The sequence below is a fragment of the Pseudoxanthomonas spadix genome (assembly GCF_003703395.1).
Taxonomy (GTDB): Bacteria; Pseudomonadota; Gammaproteobacteria; order Xanthomonadales; family Xanthomonadaceae; genus Pseudoxanthomonas_A; species Pseudoxanthomonas_A spadix.
On sequence record NZ_RDQN01000004.1, the window covers coordinates 414,088 to 436,259 of the forward strand.

General features: G+C 66.8%; 17 protein-coding genes and 1 tRNA gene. 8 read left to right on the forward strand and 10 right to left on the reverse strand.

Going from position 1 to position 22,172, the window contains the following annotated elements:
* The first annotated feature begins 119 nt into the window (after positions 1-119).
* Positions 120-974, forward strand: a complete 855-nt coding sequence (locus D9R12_RS09305) for a pirin family protein (RefSeq protein WP_122229899.1) — start codon at positions 120-122, stop codon at positions 972-974.
* 84 nt (positions 975-1,058) lie between these two features.
* On the opposite strand, the gene D9R12_RS09310 is transcribed toward D9R12_RS09305, so the two are convergent.
* From D9R12_RS09310 to D9R12_RS09345, 8 genes are all read right to left on the reverse strand, one after another.
* Positions 1,059-1,520: a hypothetical protein gene (locus D9R12_RS09310; protein ID WP_147475070.1), complete on the reverse strand. Its 462-nt coding sequence runs from the start codon at positions 1,518-1,520 to the stop codon at positions 1,059-1,061.
* A gap of 349 nt (positions 1,521-1,869) precedes the next feature.
* Entirely contained in the window at positions 1,870-2,565 is a 696-nt protein-coding gene (gene nfi, locus D9R12_RS09315) for a deoxyribonuclease V (protein WP_122229903.1), read from the reverse strand.
* Complete coding sequence (locus tag D9R12_RS09320; RefSeq protein ID WP_122229994.1) at positions 2,562-3,077, reverse strand: histidine phosphatase family protein; 516 nt, start codon at positions 3,075-3,077, stop codon at positions 2,562-2,564. Before D9R12_RS09320 ends, nfi begins: the two co-directional genes overlap by 4 nt.
* Before the next feature lie 65 nt (positions 3,078-3,142).
* Complete coding sequence (locus D9R12_RS09325; RefSeq protein WP_170159207.1) at positions 3,143-3,328, reverse strand: DUF3606 domain-containing protein; 186 nt, start codon at positions 3,326-3,328, stop codon at positions 3,143-3,145.
* A gap of 64 nt (positions 3,329-3,392) precedes the next feature.
* Positions 3,393-5,195 (reverse strand): ABC transporter transmembrane domain-containing protein, encoded by a 1,803-nt coding sequence (locus tag D9R12_RS09330; protein ID WP_244671942.1) that lies wholly within the window; start codon positions 5,193-5,195, stop codon positions 3,393-3,395.
* Between the two features lie 73 nt (positions 5,196-5,268).
* Positions 5,269-5,889 (reverse strand): IMPACT family protein, encoded by a 621-nt coding sequence (locus tag D9R12_RS09335; protein ID WP_122229906.1) that lies wholly within the window; start codon positions 5,887-5,889, stop codon positions 5,269-5,271.
* Positions 5,886-6,974 carry a hypothetical protein gene (locus D9R12_RS09340; protein WP_122229908.1) on the reverse strand — a complete coding sequence of 363 codons (1,089 nt, stop codon included), beginning with the start codon at positions 6,972-6,974 and terminating at the stop codon, positions 5,886-5,888. The genes D9R12_RS09335 and D9R12_RS09340 overlap by 4 nt, the downstream gene beginning before the upstream one ends.
* Positions 6,971-7,525: an RNA polymerase sigma factor gene (locus tag D9R12_RS09345; RefSeq protein WP_122229998.1), complete on the reverse strand. Its 555-nt coding sequence runs from the start codon at positions 7,523-7,525 to the stop codon at positions 6,971-6,973. The genes D9R12_RS09340 and D9R12_RS09345 overlap by 4 nt, the downstream gene beginning before the upstream one ends.
* A gap of 245 nt (positions 7,526-7,770) precedes the next feature.
* Here D9R12_RS09345 and D9R12_RS09350 point away from each other — a divergent pair, with 245 nt between their 5' ends.
* Complete coding sequence (locus tag D9R12_RS09350) at positions 7,771-10,665, forward strand: EAL domain-containing protein (RefSeq protein WP_122229910.1); 2,895 nt, start codon at positions 7,771-7,773, stop codon at positions 10,663-10,665.
* Between the two features lie 109 nt (positions 10,666-10,774).
* Here D9R12_RS09350 and D9R12_RS09355 read toward each other — a convergent pair whose 3' ends face one another.
* Positions 10,775-12,529 (reverse strand): vWA domain-containing protein, encoded by a 1,755-nt coding sequence (locus tag D9R12_RS09355; RefSeq protein ID WP_122229912.1) that lies wholly within the window; start codon positions 12,527-12,529, stop codon positions 10,775-10,777.
* Positions 12,530-12,841: 312 nt separating this feature from the next.
* On the opposite strand from D9R12_RS09355, the gene D9R12_RS09360 reads away from it, so the two are divergent.
* Positions 12,842-12,927 (forward strand) — tRNA-Leu (locus D9R12_RS09360).
* A gap of 92 nt (positions 12,928-13,019) precedes the next feature.
* Here D9R12_RS09360 and D9R12_RS09365 read toward each other — a convergent pair.
* Entirely contained in the window at positions 13,020-13,712 is a 693-nt protein-coding gene (locus tag D9R12_RS09365; protein ID WP_122230000.1) for an aspartate/glutamate racemase family protein, read from the reverse strand.
* A 435-nt stretch (positions 13,713-14,147) separates the two neighbouring features.
* Between D9R12_RS09365 and D9R12_RS09370 the strand changes: the two genes are divergently transcribed.
* From D9R12_RS09370 to D9R12_RS09390, 5 genes are all read left to right on the forward strand, one after another.
* A complete protein-coding gene (locus D9R12_RS09370) occupies positions 14,148-16,322 on the forward strand; it encodes a type I secretion system permease/ATPase (protein WP_122229914.1) in 2,175 nt (724 codons plus the stop codon).
* Positions 16,319-17,743, forward strand: coding sequence for an HlyD family type I secretion periplasmic adaptor subunit (locus D9R12_RS09375; protein WP_014161095.1), 1,425 nt, complete (start codon positions 16,319-16,321; stop codon positions 17,741-17,743). The genes D9R12_RS09370 and D9R12_RS09375 overlap by 4 nt, the downstream gene beginning before the upstream one ends.
* A gap of 548 nt (positions 17,744-18,291) precedes the next feature.
* Complete coding sequence (locus D9R12_RS09380) at positions 18,292-19,257, forward strand: IS1595 family transposase (RefSeq protein ID WP_122229916.1); 966 nt, start codon at positions 18,292-18,294, stop codon at positions 19,255-19,257.
* Between the two features lie 569 nt (positions 19,258-19,826).
* The gene (locus D9R12_RS15585) at positions 19,827-20,423 is read left to right on the forward strand and encodes a hypothetical protein (protein ID WP_147475071.1); all 597 of its coding nucleotides are present in this window, start codon (positions 19,827-19,829) and stop codon (positions 20,421-20,423) included.
* Positions 20,424-20,518: 95 nt separating this feature from the next.
* Positions 20,519-21,691, forward strand: coding sequence for a hypothetical protein (locus tag D9R12_RS09390; protein ID WP_170159208.1), 1,173 nt, complete (start codon positions 20,519-20,521; stop codon positions 21,689-21,691).
* The last annotated feature ends 481 nt before the right edge of the window (positions 21,692-22,172 follow it).

Here is a 22,172-nt window from a genome sequence, read left to right on the forward strand (position 1 = left end):
AGCTCGATCGCCGGCGCGGGCGGTGACACGGGCCTTGCTGGAACGCAGGGTTGCAGGGCGTTGCGCTTTGCCCGCGGACCTGCCGGTGCCATGTTGTGGGCAGTCAACGGAGCCCTTGCATGAACGCCCAACGCAGTTCCGCCCGCATCCTGCGCACCGTGCGCGGCCAGCCGACCTCCGATGGCGCGGGGGTCAAGCTCACCCGCGTGATCGGCACCGAGCAGCTGCCGGAGCTGGATCCGTTCCTGCTGCTGGACCAGTTCGGCACCGACCGGCCGCAGGACTATCTGGCCGGCTTCCCCGAACATCCGCATCGCGGGTTCGAGACGGTGACCTACATGCTGGACGGACGCATGCGCCACCGCGACAACCACGGCAACCAGGGTTTGCTCACGCCCGGCAGCGTGCAGTGGATGACGGCCGGTCGCGGCCTGGTGCATTCGGAAATGCCCGAGCAGGAATCGGGCCGGTTGCGCGGCTTCCAGCTGTGGGTGAACCTGCCGGCGCGCGAGAAGATGACCAGCCCCAGGTACCAGGAGTTCGCACCCGACCAGATCCCGGCGACCACGCCGGCGCCCGGGGTCATGGTCAAGGTGATCGCCGGGGCGGTGGGCGAGGTGGTCGGCCCGATCGTGCAGCCGGCCACCGATCCGCTGTACCTGGACATCGCGCTGGAAGCCGGCGCCGGCTGGGAATACGCCTTGCCCCAAGGCCACAACGCCTTTGCCTACGCCTACGAAGGCGCGGTCACGGTGGGCGAGGACGATGCCACCGGCGCGCTGGAGAGCCATACCCTGGCGGTGCTCGGTGGCGGGGAGCGGCTGCCGCTGCGTGCCGGCCCGCAGGGCGCGCGCCTGATCCTGGTGGCGGGCCGTCCGCTGCGCGAGCCAGTGGCGCGGCATGGGCCGTTCGTGATGAACACCAGGCAGGAGCTGATGCAGGCGGTGGCCGATTTCCGGGAAGGGCGCTTCTGAGCCGCGGCACAGCATGTCCTTGAACGAACAAGGCCGCGCGAACGAGCGGCCTTGTTCGTTGCTGCGCCTGGACGCGGCGGGGGGTCAGTCGACGCGGTGGGTGTCGGCGACCGGGCGGTTCGGGTCGAACTGCAGGTTGCGCACCGTGGCCATGCTGGTTTCCAGTGCGGCCTGGTTGGGGGCATCGATCCAGATCTGGGCGTAGCGGTCATTGTCCAGTTCGATCACCGCCAGGCGGGTCTGCGCGTCGGGTCGGTTGGCGATCTGCGCGTGGTACCAACGCGCCTGGTGGCCGTCGATCACGCCCTTTTCCTCGCGCGCGCCGCTGGGCTTGTCCGGCGCCTTGCTGGTCAGCATCACGCCGAAGGCCTGCGCACCCTGGGCATCGAGGGCCTTGCAGATCAGCAGGCTGCCGCTGCCACTGCGTTCCCAGTGCAGGGCAGTTCCCACCGGCAGGGTCGGACAGGTCATGGCGGACTGGGCCAGGCACATCGGCGCGGCCAGCAACAGCAACAGGCCAGTAGCGGAAACAAGGCGTGCCTTCATCGAACAGTCCCCAGGTGTGCCGCGCGCCGGCAGGCGAGGCGGGATGGATCGTGGACGCAACGTCCGGGACAGCCTGCTTCCCCGTTTCCCTGCAGGCGTTTGCGCATCCGTCCGGCCGACGCGTGAGTTCGGGCGGCAGCGATGGCCGGTACACGGCGCACAGTTGCCCCGCGCCGCACCATAAGCCAATCCTGGGCAGCGTGACAAATCCGCGACGGGCGGTCCTTGAGACTGTGCGCTGGTTCAATGTTCCGGCAATGGGATGAACGTCGGATCGCGCCGATCCTGCCGCAACGGCCGGCTGCGGCACGCCAGCCCGGCCAAGCGCCGATTGTCCACCTGCCTTTTCCTAGCGCTGGCCGGCTGGCGCCGGCATGACGCCGCGGCGCGAGGCCAGGCGGTCGGCCAGGCGCGTGGGTTCGGGCAGGCGGTAGCCGCGCAACAGCGCCATGACCCGTTCGCGCGCGCCGTCCATCGAGACCCGATGGCCCGGGGATACCACCAATGGATTGCAGCGTGCCTTGCTGCGCAGCATCCAGGCGATCTGCTCGCCGTTGTGGACCAGCGGCGTGTGCGCGCCGGGCTGCGGGCCTGGCGGCTCGAAGCGCCCGCACAGGACCTTCTTGGCCACGCCGATGGTCGGCAGTCCGGTGGCCAGGCCGAAATGCGCGGCGATGCCCAGCCGGCGCGGATGGGCGATGCCCTGACCATCGACCAGCACCAGCTCGGGCACCTGCGCCAGCCGCTGCAGGGCAGCCAGCAGGGCCGGCAGTTCGCGGAAGCTCAGCAGCCCGGGCACGTACGGCATCGAGGTCGGCACGCGCTCGACCACGCTGTCCAGCAGCTGCAGCGTGGTGCCGTCCAGCAGCACCGCGGCGGCGCGGGTGGTTGCACCTTGGTCCTCGAAACCGACATCCAAGCCGGCGATGGTGCGCGGTGCCGCCGGCGCTTCATCGACCAGCCGCAGCTGGGTAGCCAGCTGGGTCTGCAGGCGGCGCGCGCCCTCGATGCTGCCGTCCCAGTCGCCGAATGCGGACCGGCTCATGGCGGTGCGCCGTAGCGCCGGTCCTCCACCCGCACCGGGCTGCCGGCCACGGCCGTGATGCGGATCAGGCGGTCGGTTTCGCCGGCCTGCAGCGGCCTGACCGTGCAATTGCACAGCGCATTGGCCAGCGGGGCGATGGCTTCAGGCTCACCGGCCACCAGCACCTGGCCGCGGTGTTGCTGGCGCCACTGGCGTGCGGTCTGGTCCAGCGGGCCGCGCGAAAAATAGCGCGAGAGCTTCAGGTCACCGCGCGCCTGCAGGGTCGGCATCACGGTCTGCTGGGTGCGGCGGAATTCATCGGCGTAGACCGCCTCCAGCGGCACATCCCGAAGCTGCCGTGCCAGCGCTTGGGCGCGCGCCCGGCCTGTGGGTGAAAGCGCCGGATCGTCCGGGTCGTCCTCGGCGGTTTCCGCATGCGGCACCAGGATGAAGACTGTCTCGGCATCTGCATGGGCGGGCAGGACGGCCGCTGGGCTGGTCGGTGCAGACGCGCAGGCCGCAAGCAGGCCCATCATCGCCACACACGCCAAGTGGAGGGCGCGAGGCCACGCCATCGTTGCGTCCGCCGGCGCAGCCGTTACTGCCGCCGCGATTCGAGATGACGCCTGACCTGCTCGCTGGAGTCGCCGACTTGCTGCACCGCCGCGCGCAGGTCCTGCTCACTGACGCCCAGCTGCCGGGTCCAGTAGGTCAGCTGCCATTCCTCGGTCAGCTCGACCTTGGCGATGTCCTTGGGAATGCGGGATTCGGATGCGTTGCTCATGGTCAATTCGTATGACGTGGCTGCTGCCAGACTGCGAGCGGCCGACGTAAAGCGGCGTGACCGATCAGTCGATGAACTGCAGCCGGGCCAGCTCCGCATACAGGCCGCCCTGGGCCATCAGCGCCTCGTGCGTGCCCTGGGCGACGATCCGGCCGCGATCCATGACCACGATCCGGTCGGCCCTGAGCACGGTGGCCAGGCGGTGGGCGATGGCCAGGGTGGTGCGCCCGGTCATCAGCCGTTCCAGCGCGCTCTGCACGGCGCGCTCGCTCTGCGCGTCCAGCGCGCTGGTGGCCTCGTCCAGCAGCAGGATCGGCGCGTCCTTGAGCAAGGCCCTGGCAATGGCGATGCGCTGCTGCTGGCCCCCGGACAGGCGCGCGCCGCGCTCGCCCAGCTGGCTGTCGTAGCCTTCCGGCAGTTCGCGCAGGAAGCCGTCGGCTTCGGCGGCGATCGCAGCCTGGTGCAGCTGCTGCTCGGTCGCCTCGAGCTTGCCGTAGCGGATGTTCTCGGCCGCGCTGGCAGCGAAGATCGTCGGCGCCTGCGGGACCAGCGCGATCTGCTCGCGCAGCGCCGCCAGGTCCAGCTGGCGCAGGTCCAGTCCGTCGATGCGGATCGCCCCGGCCTGCACGTCGTAGAAGCGCAACAACAGCGACAGCACGGTGCTCTTGCCGGCACCGGAGGGGCCGACCAGCGCGACGGTTTCGCCCGGTTCGATCGACAGGGTGAAATCCTCCAGCGCCGGCAGGTCCGGGCGGCTCGGATACCGGAAGGTCACATGGTCGAAGCGGATCTGGCCACGCACCGGCAGCGGCAAGGGCAGCGGCTTGGCCGGTGCGCGCACCTGCGGGGTCTCGTCGAGCAGTTCGCCGATCCGGCCCATGCCGCCGGCCGCGCGCTGCAGCTCGTTCCACACCTCGGCCAGCGACCCGATCGAGCCACCGCCGATCAGCGCATACAGCACGAACTGGGCCAGCGTGCCGGCGCTCATCTGTCCGGCGATGACATCGTGTGCGCCCGACCACAGCACCAGCACGATCGCCCCGAACACCAGCGTGATGGCACTGGCGGTGACCAGCGACTGGGCGCGGATGCGCCGGCGCGCGGTGTCCACCGAAATGGCCACGGCCGATTCGAAGCGGCTGCGCTCGTAGGGTTCGCGCGCTTGCGCCTGTACCGTGCGCACCGCGCCCAGACTCTCGCCAGCCAGCGCGTTGGCATCGGCGACCCGGTCCTGGCTGGCGCGGGACATCTTGCCCAGCCTGCGCGCGCCCAGGATGATCGGGATCACCGCCACCGGGATGCCAATCAGCGCGAAGGCGGCCATCCGTGGACTGGCCACGAACATCATCACCACCGAGCCGATCGCGGTGACCGAGCTGCGCACCGCCACCGACATCGCGCTGCCGACCACGCTGCGCAGCAGTTCGCTGTCGGCCGACAGCCGCGAAAGCAGCTCGCCGCTGCGGTTGCGGTCGTGGAATTGCGCATCCAGGTCCAGCAGGTGGGCGTAGAGCTGGCGACGCAGGTCGGCCACCACGCGCTCGCCCAGCAGCGAGACGAAAAAGAACCGGGCCGCACTGGCCAGCGCCAGCACCACCACCACCGCGAAGACGCCGAGGAAGGCCTTGTCGATATCGGCGCCACTGGCGTTGGAGAAGCCGTGGTCGATCATCTGCTTGAACGCGTGCGGCAGGCTCAAGGTCGCCGCCGAGGCCACCGCCAGTGCGACCAGCCACGACACGAACAGGCCCATGTGCCGGCGCACGAACGGCCACAGCGCCCGCAGGCTGCCCAGCTTGGCTCTGGTGCGTGGGGTGGTCTCGGTGACGCCAGCGGCGGGAAGGGTGGAAGCCTGCGGGGGCGTCATGGGGGGTTCCGGCGATAAGGAAAGGCGCGTGGCATCGGCTGCGAGCGGCGACCGGGGGTTCCAGTCGGGAAGCCTACAGGGTCGGCCCGCTCCAGGCCTGGGCAGGCCCGGGTGCAGCGGCGCAACGCACCCGATCCCGGGTGGCGTCGCGCAGCTGGTTTTTCAAGGCGCAGGCCTGATCGGCCGGCAGGCGCACGCGCAGGCGCACGCCGGTCGCCTCGAAGGTTTCGCTGGCTTTTTCGGCGGCGACGGCGGCCAGCGCGGCATGGACCCGGCCCAGGTCGTCAAAGCCGCAGGCGATGTCCAGTTCGGCCATGGCCCGCAGCGGCAGGCGCGGGGCGTCGCGCAGGGCGCTTGCAGTGCAGCCGCCGTAGGCGCGCACCAGGCCGCCCACGCCCAGCTTGACCCCGCCGTACCAGCGCGTGACCACCACCGCGACCCGGTCCAAGCCGGCGCCGTCGATGGCCGCCAGGATCGGCCGGCCGGCGCTGCCGCCGGGTTCGCCATCGTCGCTGGAGCGCAGCGCATCACCGACCCGCCAGGCCCAGCAATTGTGGGTGGCGCCGACCTGGCTGGCAGCCGAAACGAACGCCGTGGCTGCTTCGGCCGATGCGACCGGGCCGGCCTGGACGATGAAACGGCTGTGCTTGATCAGCGTTTCCTGCCGCAGCAAGCCGGTCAGCGTGTCGGTCATGGCAGCAGCGCACGCAGGTCTTCGGGGATCGGCGCGTCCGGATGCGCCTGCCGGAATGCCTGCAGGCTGGCGCGGGCCAGGGCGCCGTTGCCTTCAAGGCGGTGGGTACGGATGCGCTGCAGCCAGGCGTCGGTGGGCAGGCGTTGGTCCTGGGCGATGGCCGATTGCAGCGCGGCGGGGTTGTCGCCACCGGTGGCCAGGGCCGGGGCGGATTCGCGGTTGCCGGCGCCGGGGTCGTCCTGGAGGTGGTCGGCGCGGGCCGTCTCCCGGGTTTCGGCCATGACGCGCTGGGCATCGGGGCGGTCCACTGGGCCCTCAAGGGCGGGCATGGGATCGGATGGAGCCGGCGGCGGGGGCGCCGCGCCGGCTTCGACCACCGGCGCCGGCGGTGCTGCCGGCGGGGGGGCAAGACTGGCCGCGCGTGGCGGCTCGGCCTGTGCCGCGGGCGCGACGGCATCCTGCTGTGCGGCGGGCACGGCTGGCGCAACGGCTTGCGGTCCGGCCGGGTACCGCTCGCGCCTTTGCGCCGGCTCTGGCGACAGCGCCTTGGGTGTGGACGGCGGCGGAAGTCCGATCTGCTCGGGCTTGGCCGACGGGGCCGGTGCCGCGCGCGGTGCGCTGGCCGCTGGATCCTCCCGCACCGGTCCGGGTGCCGGGGCACTGGCCGTGCCCACCGGTTCGGCGCGATCGGCCGCGGCCGGGACTGGCACTTCGGTCACCGCCTGCGGTGAGGCGGGTGCCTGCGCCGATTCGTGGACGAGCCGGCGCGTGTGCTGCGGGCGCAGCTGCCAGGCCACGGTCACCGCCAGCAGCAGCGAAGCGGCCACGCCAAAGCCGACCGTCCAGCGCCTGCGATCGCGGCGCCGGGCCTGCGACGGCGGCAACCGCGGCGAGGGCGTGGCCCTGGGCACCGGCACTTCGGATGCGGGCGCCGCGGCCTGCGCCGCTTCGTCCACCGCCGCTCGGGCTGCGGCCAGGATCCGGGCATCCAGCGCCGGGCCAGGCTCATGTGCACCGGCGGCGCGGGCCAGGCGCTGCGCCAGGGCGCGCTCTTGCGCACTCAGCGGCTCGCGTGGCGTGCTCATGCGCCGATCCCCGCGCGCAGCTTGTCCATGGCGTAGCGCAGGCGCGACTTCACCGTCTCGCGGCCGACGCCGGTGATCTGGCCGATCTCCTCCAGAGTCAGTTCCTGTTCCAGGCGCAAAACAAGGACCTCGCGTTGGTCGTCCGGCAGCGCATCCAGGGCGCGCTGCAGGTCGCGGCGCTGTTCGAACTGGGCCAGCTGCCGCTCGGGGGTGTCGGGATCGGCCAGGCCGGCGACGCGTTGATCGGCGTCCTCCGGCGCGGCCGGGCGATGGCGCTGGGCCCGCCAATGATCGTTGAGGCGGTTGTGCGCGATCCGGAACAACCAGGTGGAGAACGCCGCCTCCGGCTGCCAGCTGGCGCGCGCGGCGATCACCCGCTGCCACACATCCTGGAACACCTCGTCGGCCAGCGCCGCATTGCGCAGCTGGCGCATGAGGAACCGGTACAACGGCCCGCGATGGCGCGCATAGAGCTGCTCGAAGGCGCGCACATCGCCGGCGGCGTAGGCCAGCATCAGGACCTCATCGGCGGCGGCACTCGCCTCGTTCACCACGCCAGGCCCGTGGTGCCGGACGCATGCAGCAGGATTGGTTGGCCATCGTCGGCAGCTTGTCCGCGACGGATTTCCGTGGTAGCCGCTTGCGTATACTGCCAGACAGGAAGTGGCTGGAGACATGGAAGTGCAAACGTGCGCCTGTTCGGTCCGGGGTTGAGGTCGCGGCCGGACCGTCCAGGGCTGGTGTCCATCAACGTCTGCGGGCGCCACGTGCGACCGCGCTTACAGGGGAAACACGAATGCTCGGCCAGCCTGTCCCTGCCAAGGTGCAGACCGATGCCATGGCCAGCGACGCCGTGGCGCAGGTGCTGTGCGCGCTGCTGCCAGAGGGCGCGCAGGTGGTGGCGTGCTGGCGCGACTGGGCCATCGGCGCCGGCGGTGCGGTCACCGCCGAGGCCTGTCCGGAGCTGCGTGGCCAGGCCGAGCAGGCGCTGTGGGACCGCCAGCCTGCGCAGGTCCAGGACCCGCTGACCGTGGTGCGGGCCTGGTCCAATCCTGAAGGCAACGCGCGCATGTCGGTCGCTGCCAGCCTGCCGGCGGCGGTCCCGCCAGCGCAGCTGCTGGCCTGGGAGAATGCCGCCCGCGCGTTGATCGGTGCGACCCTGGAATCCGAACGCGCCCAGGCCCGGGTGGTCACGCTGGAAAAATCCAAGCGCCTGCAGCAGGCGCTGTACGAGATCGCCGACGTGGCCAGCGCCGGCCTTGAAATGCAGGAGATGCTGCGGCGGATCCATGCGGTGATCGGCACCCTCATGTATGCGGAGAACTGCTACATCGTGCTCTACGACGATGTCCGGCGCACGCTCCGGTTTCTCTATTTCGCCGACCTGATCGATCCGTACGTGGCCGAGCCGGATCGCGAGTTCAGCGAAGAGGAAATGCACAACAGCATGACCATGGGCCTGCTGCGGCATGGCCAGCCGCTGCGTGGGCCGTCCCCGGTGGTGCGCCAGCGCCTGGCGGTGGCGCCCGATGTCAGCCACGGCCCGGACAGCCTGGACTGGCTGGGCGTGCCGATGCTGCGCGAGGGCCGGGTCTGCGGCGCGATCGTGGTGCAGAGCTATGACACCCCGGCCAGCTACACCGACGAGGACCGCGCGCTGCTGGTTTACGTGGCCCAGCACATCCTCACCGCCGTGGACCGGCGCCAAGCCCACGACGAGCTGGAAGACCGCATCCAGGAACGCACCCACGAGCTGCAGCGGGCCAACCGCGAGCTGCAGGCCGAGGTCATCGAGCGCAAGCGCGCCGAAAAACTGCAGGGCGCGCTGTTCCGCATCACCGACCTGGCCAATACCTCGCCCACCCTGGAGCAGTTCTATGCCGCGGTGCACGCGGTGGTGGACGAGCTGATCGTGGCCCGCAACTTCTACATCGCGCTGCTTGACGAGGACGGCCAGGCCCTGCATTTCCCCTACTCGATCGACGAACGCGACCCGGTGCGCCAGTCGCGCCAGGTCAGCCGCGGCCTGACCGAATACGTGATCGAAACCGGCGCGCCACTGCTGGCCGACCCGGCGGTGATCGCCACGCTTACCCGCAGCGGCAAGGCGGTCCAGCACGGGCCTGCGGCGCACAGTTGGCTGGGCGTGCCGCTGCTGCAGGGGCACGAAACGCGCGGCTGCGTGGTGGTGCAGAGTTATTCGCCGCAGGTGCGCTACACCGCGCACGACCAGAACCTTTTGACCTTCGTCGCCCATCACATCGGCAACGGCCTCTCGCGCCAGCGCGCGCGCGAATCGCTGCGCGCCGCGCACCTGGAGCTGGAGCGGCGGGTCGAGGAGCGGACCTTCGAGCTGGCCGAGGCCAACGCCAAGCTGATGGCGCAGATCGGCGAGCGCCTGCGCGCCGAGCAGCGCCTGACCTACCAGGCCACCCACGATGCGCTGACCGGGCTGCCCAACCGCGCCCTGCTGCTGGACAGCCTGGCCGAGGCGATCGCCCGCGCCGGCGCCGGGCAGGGCGGCCATTTCGCGGTGCTGTTCATGGACCTGGACCGGTTCAAGCTGGTCAACGATTCGATCGGCCACGCCGCCGGCGACGAGCTGCTGATCGAAGTGGCGCGCCGCATCACCTCGCAGGTGCGCGATGGCGATCTGGTCGCGCGCCTGGGCGGGGACGAGTTCGCGATGGTCATCCATTACCACACCGATGCGCTGGAAGTGACCGAGTTCGCCGCGCGCCTGTTGGAAGCCTTGAACCGGCCGATCTGGGTGGCCGGGCGCGAGCTGTTCCCCGCCGCCAGCATCGGCATCGCCACCTGGCATCCGCGCTACACCGGCGGCGAGGAAATGCTGCGCGACGCCGACGCGGCGATGTACCGGGCCAAGGCGCAGGGGCGCGACCGCAGTGCGGTGTTCGATGAGGCCATGCGCGAAGCGGCGATGAAGAGCCTGGACCTGGAGGCCGACCTGCGCCGGGCGATCAAGGGCCGCGACTTCAGCCCGCACTACCAGCCGATCGTGCGCCTGAGCGATGGCCAGGTGATCGGCCACGAGGCACTGCTGCGCTGGCACCACGAGCACCGCGGCCTGCTGCTGCCGGCGCAGTTCATCGCCCTGGGCGAGGACAGCGGCCTGATCGAGCAGGTCGACTGGCTGCTGTACGAGCAGGTCGCCGAGCGCATCGCCCACGGCGTGGACGGCTACGTTTCGGTGAACGTGTCGCCGCGGCACTTGCGTTCGCCCGACTTCGCCGAGCGCATGCTGGCGTTGTTCGAGCGCGCCGGCGCCAACCCGGCCCAGTTGCGCGTGGAGATCACCGAGACGGCGCTGCTGGATGATGCGCCGCGCACCCTGCACATGCTGCAGCTGCTGCGCGAACACGGCGCGCTGGCCCAGCTGGACGATTTCGGCACCGGGTTCTCGGCGCTGTCCTACCTGCATCGCTTCCCGATCTCGGCGCTGAAGATCGACCGCAGTTTCATTTCCGGCATCTCCAGCGAGTACCGGCCCGAGAGCGTGGGCCTGGTGCGCGCGATCCTGGCCCTGGCCGGCACCCTGGGCATCCAGACCGTGGCCGAAGGGGTGGAAACCTCCGAGCAGCTGCAGGCCCTGCGTGGGCTGGGCTGCGATTACGCGCAGGGCTACCTGCTGGGGCGGCCCGGACCGGTGCTGGGCGAAAAGGTGCTCTGAAGCCTCTGTCCGGGGGCGCACCCGGCCCGGGCGCCCCGGTGGGGAAACGACCTCGCTGCGGGCCGCCCCGTCTGCGGATCGGCCTGCGCCGCGTTTCACAGGGCGTTGGTCAGCGTGGCGGGGCCAGCGCCACGGCACCGTGCGCCGGCTCGATCAGGCCGCGGGCCTGTTCGATCAGGCCGACGAACTCGGCACGCCGGCCGTCGCGATCCTCGCCCCGCGCCCCGCGCGCGGTGGCCAGCACCTGCTCCCAGCGCCAGCCATCGAAGCGGCTGCCACCGCGCAGCAGGTCGGCGTAGCCGGCCACCGCACTGGCAAAGCGCGCACTTTCGCTGGGCTGGCGCCTGAGCGCGTCGGCCAGGATCGGGGTCTCGATCAGGGCGCTGGTCTGCTGGCCGGGCCGCTTGTAGCGCAGGCGCAGCTGGGCCACTTCGCGCGCATCGCCACCGGCGATGGACTTGGGCCCGTAGCGCAGGGCCTGCAGGCGCGCGGCCTGCGAGCCGGTCGGGGTCAGTTCGTACAGGGCGGTGACCTCGTGGCCGGCGCCGATGTCGCCGGCATCGACCTTGTCGTTGGCGAAATCCTCGCGGCGCAGGGCGCGGTTCTCGTAGCCGATCAGGCGGTACTCGGCGACCGCGGCGGGGTTGAATTCCACCTGGATCTTCACATCGCGCGCGATGGTCAGCAGCGTGCCCTGCATCTGCTGGACCAGCACCTTGCGCGCTTCCTGGTCCGAGTCGATGTAGGCGTGGTTGCCATCGCCCACATCCGCCAGGCGCTCGGCCAGCGCGTCGTTATAGTTGCCCTGGCCCAAGCCCAGCGTGGTCAGCGCGATGCCGGCGGCGCGCCCATCGCCAACCAGGGTTTCCAGCGCGTCCTGGCTGACCGTGCCAACGTTGAAATCGCCATCGGTGGCCAGGATCACCCGGTTGCTGCCGTCCTTGATGAAGCCCTGCCGCGCCACCGCGTAGGCCAGGCCGATGCCGGCGCCGCCATTGGTGCTGCCACCGGCCTCCAATTGATCCAGCGCGGCCAGGATCTTGTCGTGCTGGTCACCGGCAGTCGGCGGCAGCACCAGTCCGGCCGAGCCGGCGTAGACCACGATCGACACCCGGTCCTGCGCGCGCAGCTGCGGCACCAGCATGGCCAACGCGCGCTTGAGCAGCGGCAGCTTGTCCTGCGCGCCCATCGAACCGGAGGTGTCCAGCAGGAACACCAGATTGGACGGCGGCAGATCGCGCCTGGGCAGTTCATAGCCCTTGATGCCGATCATCAGCAGCTGGCGCTGGTTGTTCCACGGCGCCGGCGCCAGTTCGGTGGTGACCCGGAACGGCGTGTCGCGCGTGGCCGGCGCGCGATGGTGGTAGTCGAAGTAGTTGATGAACTCCTCCGCGCGCACCGCATCGGCCGGCGGGCGCTGGCCGTGGCTGACCATGCGCCGCATGTTGGCGTAGCTGCCGGTATCGACATCGATGGAGAAGGTGGACAGCGGCTGCTCGGCGGTGCGCCGGACCGGGTTGTCCTCATGCCGGGCATAGCGCTCGGTGTTGACCGACGGCGGCGGTGGCGGTGGCGCGATCGCGGCAGGTGCGGGGTAGGCGGCGATGGCTGCCGGTGGCGCCGGTGGTGGGGGCGGCGCGGGCGCGGGCGCGGCGGATGGCGTATAGGTCCGCATGCGGCGTTCGGTGGTTGCGCTCGGATGTGCCGCCTCGTTGGCGGTTTTTCCGGCCTGCACTTGCAGGCGGTCCGCGCGCGCGGCTTCCGGCGGGGCAGGGGCAAGCGCCTGCGGCGATGGCGCGGAAGAACAGGCCGCCAGCATGGCGACGGTGAGCAGGGTCAGGCAGGGGCGAGACAGGTGCGACATGGCGGCAACTCCCGTGTTGGACCCAGGCTGCAAACGCGCGAGCCCGACCAGCGGGGTGAACTGATCCGAAAAAGTTCACCACGCCGCCGCCCGAGGCCGTGGCGCCTGGCACGCCGGTGCCGAGTCGGCCATGCCGCGACATGCGCAGGTGACCATTGCGCGCGCCGGCGCGGCGCGGCGCAGGCGCTTTCAAGGATGCCGGGGAGCCAGCACGGCTGCCGGGCGCCGTGCCAGACCCGGTGGGCGCTGCCGTCACCGGGGTCGGCAGTCCCATACCCCGACGGCCTGCATCTCGCTATACTGCCCGGCCGCGCCGAAGTGGCGGAACGGTAGACGCAGCGGACTCAAAATCCGCCGCCCTTAAAAGCGTGTGGGTTCGAGTCCCACCTTCGGCACCAGTACAAATAAAGGGTTGGGCTTGGCAGCCCAGCCCTTTGCTTTGTCCGGCTGCACCGTGGACAAACGGTGCGCCAGCATGTGTTGAAGGCGCTCAGCCGCCAAGCGCCCGCAACGCCGCTGCGCGCGCGTGCAGCGCGGTGGTGTCCAGCAGGGGCACGGTCGCATCGCGATGGTCCACCAGCAGCGAGATCTCGGTGCAGCCCAGGATGATGCCTTCGGCGCCGGCTTCGGCCAGTGCGGCCATGATCTGGCGGTAGGTCGTGCGCGAATCCTCGCCGATCACGCCCTTGCACAGTTCGTCGTAGATGATCCGGTGCACCTGCCCGCGCTCGTCGGCGTTCGGGGTGATGACTTCGAAGCCGCGCGCCTCCAGCCGCTGGCGATAGAACTCCTGCTCCATCGTGAAGCGCGTGCCGAGCAGGCCGACGCGGGTGATGCCGGCAGCCGCGAGCGCATCGGCGGTGCCATCGGCGATGTGCAGCAGCGGCAGCGGCGTGGCCTCGGTGATCGCGTCTGCGACCTTGTGCATGGTGTTGGTGCACAACACGATGAAATCGGCGCCACCTGCCTGCAGCGAACGCGCCGCCGCGGCCATGGCCTCACCGGCGGCATCCCAGTGGCCGGCGTGCTGCAGCGTTTCGATCTCGTGGAAATCCACGCTGTGCAGCAGCAGCCTGGCCGAATGCAGCCCGCCGAGCGTGTCGCGGACGGTCTGGTTGATGATCCGGTAGTAGAGCAGGGTGGATTCCCAGCTCATGCCGCCGATCAGGCCAATGGTCTGCATCGCGTCAATGTACTTCATTCGTCCTGCACATGATTATAAAAACCGTTTTTCGGCACTTTAGGATAATCTCCTGCACCGCAAAAAAAGACGCTCTGTCTTGACTGATGAGCGTCGAGCGCCAGCCGCATAGCTGGTTATCCAGCGCCTGTTATCTCAACAGATTGAAGTCGCTCGATCCCCGTCCTCGCGGAGATAATGGCGGTTGTTCGGACCTTCGCCCGGTCAGGTCCATGGAAGATGGGCGATGAAACGGGATTTGGATGCCAGGGGTGTTTATTCCTGCGCGTCATAATTCTGCAAGATTGCCATTTATATCGGTGATTGACACCCGTCCGGTGGGCATGCTCTGATCCGGCGGCGGTTCAGTCGGCTCTGGTAGCGGATGGAGAGCCGGAGAGCGTTGGGATAGCGCTTCAAGGATCAGGGGAATCCTGCATGGCAGAAGGAAGGCCAAGTCTTGCCGTTGTCGAACCGTTGCCGGATCGGGCAACCGCTGCCTTGCCCGAAGACCTCGGTCTGGCCGGATTGGTGCTGTTGGCGCAATTCCATGGCATCGCCGCCGACGCCGGGCAACTGGCGCATCAGCACGGCCGGGCGGGCGAACCGTTCGACGAGAGCGTGTTGCTTCTGGCCGCCAGGCAACTCGGCCTGAAAGCCGGGTTTTTGGCCATCGCCGCCGATCGCCTGGACAAGGTCGCGTTGCCCGCGTTGGCGTGGCGGCGCGATGGCGAGCACTTCATTGTCGCCAAGCTGGGCGAGCAGAAGGTGTTGATCCAGGACCTTCGCCTGCGCCGGCCGCAGGTGCTGTCGCGTGCCGAATTCGAAGAGCGCTACGAGGGGCGCCTGTTGCTGGCAGCGTCGCGCGCATCGGTGCTGGGGGAACTCGCCAGGTTCGATTTCCGCTGGTTCCTTCCAGCGGTGGTGAAGTACCGTCGCATCCTGCTGGAAGTCTTCGTCGTCTCACTGTTCATCCAGCTGTTCGCGCTGGTCACGCCGCTGTTCTTCCAGGTGGTGATGGACAAGGTGCTGGTCCACCACGGCATGACCACGCTGGAGGTCATCGCGGTCGGCCTGGTCGCCATCGCGTTGTTCGACGTGGCCCTCAACGGCCTGCGCACCTACGTCTTCGCCCACACCACCAGCAAGATCGACGTGGAACTGGGCGCGCGGCTGTTCCGCCACATCCTCAACCTGCCGCTGGCCTACTTCGAATCGCGCCGGGTCGGCGAGACCATTGCCCGCGTCCGCGAACTGGAGAACATCCGCACGTTCCTGACCGGGCAGGCGCTGACCTCGGTGCTGGACCTGCTGTTCACCGGGGTGTTCCTGGCGGTGATGTTCTACTACAGCGGCTGGCTGACCCTGATCGTGGTGCTGTCGCTGCCGGTCTATGCGCTGATCTCGGCGGGCATCACCCCGATCCTGCGCAAGCGGCTGGACGAGAAGTTCGCGCGCGGCGCGGAAAACCAATCCTTCCTGGTCGAGACCGTCAGCGGCATCGGCACGGTCAAGGCCACCGCGGTCGATCCACGCATGGCCCGCACCTGGGACAACCAGCTGGCCGGCTATGTCGGCGCCAGCTTCCGCGTTACCCGGCTGGCCAACATCGGCCAGCAAAGCGTGCAACTGGTGCAGAAGCTGGTCGGCGTCGGCATCCTGTTCTTCGGCGCCAGGCTGGTCATCGACGGCAAGCTCTCGGTTGGCCAGTTGATTGCGTTCAACATGCTGTCCGGGCAGGTGGCCGCGCCGATCGTGCGCCTGGCCCAGGTGTGGCAGGACTTCCAGCAGGTCGGGATCTCGGTCGAGCGGCTGGGCGACATCCTCAATACGCGCACGGAAGTGCCCGGCAGCCGCATGGCGCTGCCGCCGATCCAGGGCAGGGTCACGTTCGACCAGCTCACGTTCCGCTATCGCCCCGACACGGCCGACGTGCTATCCGGCATCGATCTGGATATCGCCCCGGGCGAGGTCATCGGCATCGTCGGCCGCTCCGGCTCGGGCAAGAGCACCCTGACCAAGCTGGTGCAGCGGCTGTACGTGCCGCAGGGCGGGCGGGTCCTGGTCGACGGCCACGACCTGGCCTTGGCCGACCCGGCCTGGCTGCGCCGGCAACTGGGCGTGGTGCTGCAGGAGAACTTCCTGTTCAACCGCAGCATCCGCGAGAACATCGCGCTCGGCGACCCCGGCATGCCGCTGGAGCGGGTGATCCAGGCCGCGCAGCTGGCCGGCGCCCACGAGTTCATCCTGCAACTGCCCGAAGGCTACGACACCAAGGTCGGCGACAACGGCGCCGGCCTGTCCGGCGGGCAGCGCCAGCGCATCGCCATCGCCCGGGCGCTGGTCACCAACCCGCGCATCCTGATCTTCGACGAGGCCACCAGCGCGCTGGACTACGAGTCCGAGCATGCAGTGATGCAGAACATGCGCGCCATCTGCCAGGGCCGTACGGTCCTGATCATCGCCCACCGCCTGTCCACGGTGCGCATGGCGAACCGGATCGTCGTTGTCGACAAGGGGCGCATCGTCGAGACCGGCAAGCACGAGGAATTGGTCGACCGGCCCGGCGGGCAGTACGCACACCTCTACAAGCTGCAACAGGGGATCGCATGAAGCACGTCTGGGAAGGCGCGAAGGAGTTCCTGGGCCGCTACCGGCAGGCGTTCGGCGCGGCGTGGAAGATCCGCGATCTGTTGGATCCGCCCAAGCGGACCGAAGACGAGTTGGCATTCCTGCCGGCGCAACTGGAACTGGTCGAGAGCCCGACTTCGCCGGCGGCACGCTGGACGGCGCGGATCATCATGGCGCTGTTCTGCGTGGCCTTGCTGTGGGCCATCGTCGGCAAGCTGGACATCGTGGCCGTGGCGCCGGGCAAGACCGTGGTCGGCAGCCGCACCAAGGTCATCCAGACGGCCGAGACAGCGGTGGTGCGCAGCATCCGGGTCAAGGATGGACAAACGGTCAGGCGGGGCGACCTGCTGATCGAGCTGGACGCCACCGCCACCGGCGCGGATTACCGGCAGGCGGACGACGCGCTGGACAGCGCCCGGCTGGCCGAACTGCGCCATGCGGCGATGACCCAGGCTCTGGGTACGGATCGCTTGCCTGCGCCGCCTCTGCCGATACCGGGCATCGCGGAAGACCGCCTGCAATCGGCCTGGCAACTGACCGGCAGCGAGTTCGCCAGTTTCCAGGCACAGCAGCAGCGGTTGAAGGCCACCATCGAACAGCAGCAGGCGCAGGCGCAGACGGTTCGCAGCCAGATCGATCCCTTGCAGCGCAGCCTCTCCATCGCCCGTGAGCGCGTGGCGGACATGGAGCGGCTGCTCGGCAGCCAATACGTCAGCAAGCACGAGTATCTGGCGCGCAAGCAGGAAATGGTGGAGATGGAGCGCCTGCTGGCGGCGCAACAGGCCACCCTGGTGGAGTCGCAATCGGCCATTGCCGGAGCGCGGGAAGAGCTTCGCGTCCTGATCGCGGACACCCGGCAGAAGACCTATGACGGGCTGCGGCAGGCACGCGAGCAAATCGGCCAATACGCGCCACAGGTCGCCAAGACCGAGCAGCGCGACAAGTTGATGCAACTGCGGGCGCCGGTGGAGGGCACGGTACAGCAACTGGCGATTCACACGGTCGGCGGCGTGGTGACGCCAGCGCAGGCGTTGATGGCGATCGTGCCCAGCGAGGAATTGCTGGAAGTCGAGGCCACGGTGCTGAACAAGGACATCGGGTTCGTCAGGCCGGGCCAGCGGGCGACGGTGAAGGTGGAGAGCTTCCCGTACACCCGCTACGGCTATTTGGAAGGCATCGTTGAGACAGTGTCGCATGACGCCGCACAGGACGAGAACCTGGGGCTGATATTTCCGGCACGCGTGAAGTTGCAGAACGCCAGCCTTGTCATCGACGGGGTGAAAGTGATGCTGACGCCTGGCATGAGCCTGAGCGTGGAGATCAAGACCGGCAAGCGGCGGGTGATTGATTACTTGCTCAGTCCGTTGCAGGAGCACACTACCGAGGCGTTTAAGGAACGATAATGAGAAAAGATTGAATTTTATTCTATGAAGTCATCCACTAAAACTTCAAGAAATACGATCTGGATAGGTATTGATGAAAAAGATTGCATTCATATTCCTTGTTGCTGCGATATGCGTGTCTGGGGCAATCATCGTTTCTCGCATTGGCCCCAGTTCGATAAGAAACATATTACTTCTAATAAATCTATTTTTTTGGTTTTCATTCGTAGTTTTGTACCCATTTTCCGTAATTAAGTCAGGAGTGGTTTCTGGGACGCAGCCGACATCTCTCAGCTATCGGCACAGAGACTCAATTGGATTTTGGACTGGCCTAGTTGCGACCGAAATTTTTTGGGTTGTCATTTTTGGTTTGGTCTTAGTGCTTACATACACTTCTTGGTTTACAGCTCCATGAGTGGATCTCGGATCTTGATATGAGGAAGTATTAATGAGGTCTGATGCTCCCTTTCTTGTGATCACCTGATTAGCACGCTACTTCAGCCCGGTCGCAGCCTGTGAGTCAGCAGCCCTGCACATTGACGGCAAGTCGCTTGTGCAGGAGTCAGATCATGGCAATGAATCGCGTCCAGTTCCAACCAGGGCTGTCGCTGCCGGCCTTCCTGGCCGAGTACGGCAGCGAAGGTCAGTGCGAGCGCGCGTTGGAGGCGGCCCGCTGGCCGGATGGGTTCGTCTGTCCCCGCTGCGCCGGCAAGGGATGTAGCAAGTTCTACCGTCACCGGCAGGCCTACTGGCAGTGTTCGCAGTGCCGCCACCAGAGCAGCCTGCGCTCGGGAACGGTGTTCGAGCACAGCCGGCTGCCCTTGAGGACCTGGCTGCTGGCGATGTACCTGCTGGGCCAGAGCAAGACCAACCTGTCTGCTTTGGAGTTGATGCGGCATCTTGGCGTGAGCTATCCGGCGGCCTGGCGGATGAAGCACAAGCTGATGCAGGCCATGGACGAACGGGAAGCCGGGCGCAAGCTCGGGGGCGTGGTGCAGTTGGATGATGCCTATCTGGGCGGGGAGCGCAACGGCGGCAAGGCCGGCCGGGGATCGGAGAACAAGCGTCCTTTCGTGATCGCCGTGGAAACCACGCAGGACGGTCGGCCACGGCATGTGGTCATCGACCCGGTCCCGGGATTCACCAAGACGGCGCTGTCGGACTGGATCGCCCGGCGCCTGCACCCGCGTTCGGATGTCTACAGCGACGGTCTGGGGGCTTTTCGGGCGCTGGAAGCCGAACACGCGCACACGGTGATTGAAGGCGGTGGGCGAGCTGGCTGCGAGCAGGACGACGCCCGCTGGGTCAACGTCGTGCTGTCCAATCTGAAGCGATCACTGGATGGGGCCTACCACGCCTTCAAGTTCACCAAGTATGCCCATCGCTATCTGGCCGAGACGCAATGGCGGTTCAACCGGCGCTTCGATCTGGTGGCCCTGGTGCCGCGACTGCTGGTGGCCGCGGCGAGGATCAAGCCATGGCCCGAGCGCCGCTTGCGCGATGTCCCGGTTTTCTCGGCTGAAATAGCGTGCTAATCAGGTGTGATCAATTGCCTTCCTTAAGAGGATGATAATATGCCATTGCAGATAAAGCCCGTGGACCCGAACTACACAGTTAGTGAAGTCACGGGAGATATCACGTTCCAAAATCCGGATGGGTCAACAAATGTCATTAAATTTAACCCAGATACCGGTACATATGAGACGGGAAGTGAAGGGAACACAACGAGCGAGGAGTCTTTCGTTCAGGGCATGCTACATAGTGGTTTAGGGGCAATTGCAGATAATGACGCGTCAATAGAAACATCGCTTGGAGTTATAGCTCAATATTCCGGAGATGGTGAAAAACGGTGTCAGAGACAATTATCGATACGAGTGAGTATCTGACGCAGCTTTGGCGAATTCCGCTTTTATGGGTTCAGAAATGAAGATCAGGGCATCTGCTCCATCTATCGCGTCAATGCGCTGGGAAAGCTTGATCCATTCGTGGCGCCATCTATATACGGTCCGTACATTTGCCGCGAAGCGCGAAGAAAGTAGATGGGGATATGGAAGTTTATCAATAGCCGTTATTTTGATGTCAGGTTAAGCGGATGGGGGTGATGATGAAGATTAATTATTTAAGAGATTTTTTTACTAATTTATTTGTCGTGTCATTAGTGGGCTGCGGCTTGAGTGACATGGGTTCACATGCCGGGGACATGCGGCTTGCGTGGTCGGAGCAGGTCCGGTTGCCGGGAGGCGAACAGGCGGTGACCAATAGTGTGGTGATGGGTCGAACAGGTGGTGCCTGGGGTGGACCTGTTGAGTGGTTGTCCAGTGAGACGACACTGCGCATCCCGGCGGTGATGCCGGGCCGGCGGGCGCCGCCGCCGTGGCACGGGACATACATACCGGTCCTGCTGGACTACGACGCCCAGCAGGACCGGTGGACGTTGTTGGCCACTGTCTTGACCTGTCCGCAGTGGTATGCACTGGGGAGGCCGTCCGCACCCTATCTCCAGTACGTGACTCAGGACGGCGCGCCTTGGGCATTGGTGCCGTTGGACGTGGAATATTTCGGGCAGAAAAGCAATCTACTTACCGGCCCGCGTCAAACAGATGAGGACCGCTTGGTGACGTTGCAAGAGAAGTCGGAACGAAAGCGGAGATCCTCGGAACGTTTTGTGAAAATAATGCCGTTCGTGAAAACAAACTGCTGATCCATACCCTGTCTCTTCAAGGAACGAGAAATGACGACCGAACTTGACTACGCAATCTGCTGGTGACGCCGTCGGCAGCGGGTGCGGTGTCGCGCATGATGCAAACGTTCGCACGGAACTATGCGGGCCTGTTCAATGGCCGGCATGGGCGTAGCGGGACGCTATGGGAGGGGCGCTACAAGTCCTGCCTGGTGGACTCGGAAAGCTACGTGCTGACCTGTTGCCGTTATATCGAACTCAATCCGGTGCGGGCATGGATGGTGGGTAGCCCATCGGAGCACCCGTGGTCGAGCTATCACGCCAATGCCTTGGGCAAACCGGATCCACTGGTTACGCCGCATGCGGTCATGCTGGCGTTGGGCCACGACCCGGCAGATCGGGCGGCCGGCTACCGCGCACTGTTTGCCGAGGTGTTGACGGATGAGGTCGTGGCCGAAATGCGAGCCTGTCTACAACAGCAAAGGGCTTTGGGTACCGACCGTTTCCGGGCACAGGTGGATGCCAAACTGAAGCGTTTCGCAGGCGTTCGTCCTGCGCATAGGCCGAAAAGACAAGCGGAGGACGTGCCCCATGAAAGTGTCTCTGACACCGTATTTGCCGTATTTGGGCGAGGGGATGCGGGAGCGGTGAGCGCTTCCGCGGCGGATTCTATTGATGATGGGGCTTACACCATGAAGATCGCACGTATCACCTCCGGCTTTGCCAAGCTTTTCCAACTGGCACTCCTGTGTGCGCTCCTTGTGACGGCAGCGGGTTGCAGCCGCATGAGTTTGAAGTGGAAGGAAGAGGTGCGCTTGTCCAGCGGACAATTGATTGCGGTGGATCGCACCGCGCAGGGCACCATCACACGCGATATCGCGATGCGGGCAACCGGCTGGAAACCGAAGGAAATGACGCTCCGGATTTCGCAGGCTGGATTGGGCGTCCAGGCTCCGCCGGCATGGCGTTCCATCCTCATCCCCGTCGTTCTCGACTATGACCCCGCTACGTCGACGTGGTCGGTCTTGGCCACCTACCTGTTCTGCAGCACTTGGTACGACATGGGGCGACCGCAATCGCCCTACGTCCAGTACATCTCCCGCCACGATGAGCCGTGGCGGGTCGTGCCGCTGCAACCGGGTTGGGTCGGGAGATGGTCAAATCTGCTGACCCACATTCGCCCCACCGGTGAACCTGCTCTGGTCCGGGAAGTGGAAAAGGAAGTGGCCAGACGCAAAGCTTCCGATAGATTCAAGGCCATCTCGACATCTTGGAAGACCAATTGCTAGTGCGTCACCCCACTTGCAAGTGATAACCACATCAAAGGGCCGGATATGGCAAGAAAACTTAATTACGTACTCCTGGTGTCCTTAATTAATTTATTTGTCGTGTCGATAGCGGGCTGCGGCTTGAGTGACATGGGTTCACATGCTGGGGACGTGCGGCTTGCGTGGTCGGAGGAGGTTCGGTTGCCGGGCGGCGATCTGGTGGTGGTTGATCGAACCGCGATAGGTCAGAAGGATGGCGAGATAGGCGGGCCAGGAGGATGGAAATCCAGCGGAATGACACTGAGTGTCCCCGCGGCAGCGCCAAACCGAGTACCGCCTCCGGCATGGCGGGGGGCTCATGTGCCTCTCCTGCTGGACTACGACGCCCAGCAGGACCGATGGACGCTGATAGCCACTGTCTCGTCCTGCCCGGACTGGTATGCGTTGGGGAGGCCGCCCGCACCCTATCTGGAATACCGGACTCAGAAAGGTTCCACGTGGG

Excerpts from the sequence above, each read along its gene's own strand:
- D9R12_RS09380 (WP_122229916.1), top strand. The coding sequence starts at position 18,292 with ATGGCAATGAATCGCGTCCAGTTCCAACCAGGGCTGTCGCTGCCGGCC.
- D9R12_RS09340 (WP_122229908.1), bottom strand. The coding sequence starts at position 6,974 with ATGAGCACGCCACGCGAGCCGCTGAGTGCGCAAGAGCGCGCCCTGGCG.
- D9R12_RS09375 (WP_014161095.1), top strand. The coding sequence starts at position 16,319 with ATGAAGCACGTCTGGGAAGGCGCGAAGGAGTTCCTGGGCCGCTACCGG.
- nfi (WP_122229903.1), bottom strand. The coding sequence starts at position 2,565 with ATGAGCCGGTCCGCATTCGGCGACTGGGACGGCAGCATCGAGGGCGCG.
- D9R12_RS09320 (WP_122229994.1), bottom strand. The coding sequence starts at position 3,077 with ATGGGCCTGCTTGCGGCCTGCGCGTCTGCACCGACCAGCCCAGCGGCC.
- D9R12_RS09310 (WP_147475070.1), bottom strand. The coding sequence starts at position 1,520 with ATGAAGGCACGCCTTGTTTCCGCTACTGGCCTGTTGCTGTTGCTGGCC.
- D9R12_RS09365 (WP_122230000.1), bottom strand. The coding sequence starts at position 13,712 with ATGCAGACCATTGGCCTGATCGGCGGCATGAGCTGGGAATCCACCCTG.
- D9R12_RS09325 (WP_170159207.1), bottom strand. The coding sequence starts at position 3,328 with ATGAGCAACGCATCCGAATCCCGCATTCCCAAGGACATCGCCAAGGTC.
- D9R12_RS15585 (WP_147475071.1), top strand. The coding sequence starts at position 19,827 with ATGAAGATTAATTATTTAAGAGATTTTTTTACTAATTTATTTGTCGTG.
- D9R12_RS09330 (WP_244671942.1), bottom strand. The coding sequence starts at position 5,195 with ATGACGCCCCCGCAGGCTTCCACCCTTCCCGCCGCTGGCGTCACCGAG.
- D9R12_RS09335 (WP_122229906.1), bottom strand. The coding sequence starts at position 5,889 with ATGACCGACACGCTGACCGGCTTGCTGCGGCAGGAAACGCTGATCAAG.
- D9R12_RS09350 (WP_122229910.1), top strand. The coding sequence starts at position 7,771 with ATGCTCGGCCAGCCTGTCCCTGCCAAGGTGCAGACCGATGCCATGGCC.
- D9R12_RS09390 (WP_170159208.1), top strand. The coding sequence starts at position 20,519 with ATGATGCAAACGTTCGCACGGAACTATGCGGGCCTGTTCAATGGCCGG.
- D9R12_RS09305 (WP_122229899.1), top strand. The coding sequence starts at position 120 with ATGAACGCCCAACGCAGTTCCGCCCGCATCCTGCGCACCGTGCGCGGC.
- D9R12_RS09370 (WP_122229914.1), top strand. The coding sequence starts at position 14,148 with ATGGCAGAAGGAAGGCCAAGTCTTGCCGTTGTCGAACCGTTGCCGGAT.
- D9R12_RS09355 (WP_122229912.1), bottom strand. The coding sequence starts at position 12,529 with ATGTCGCACCTGTCTCGCCCCTGCCTGACCCTGCTCACCGTCGCCATG.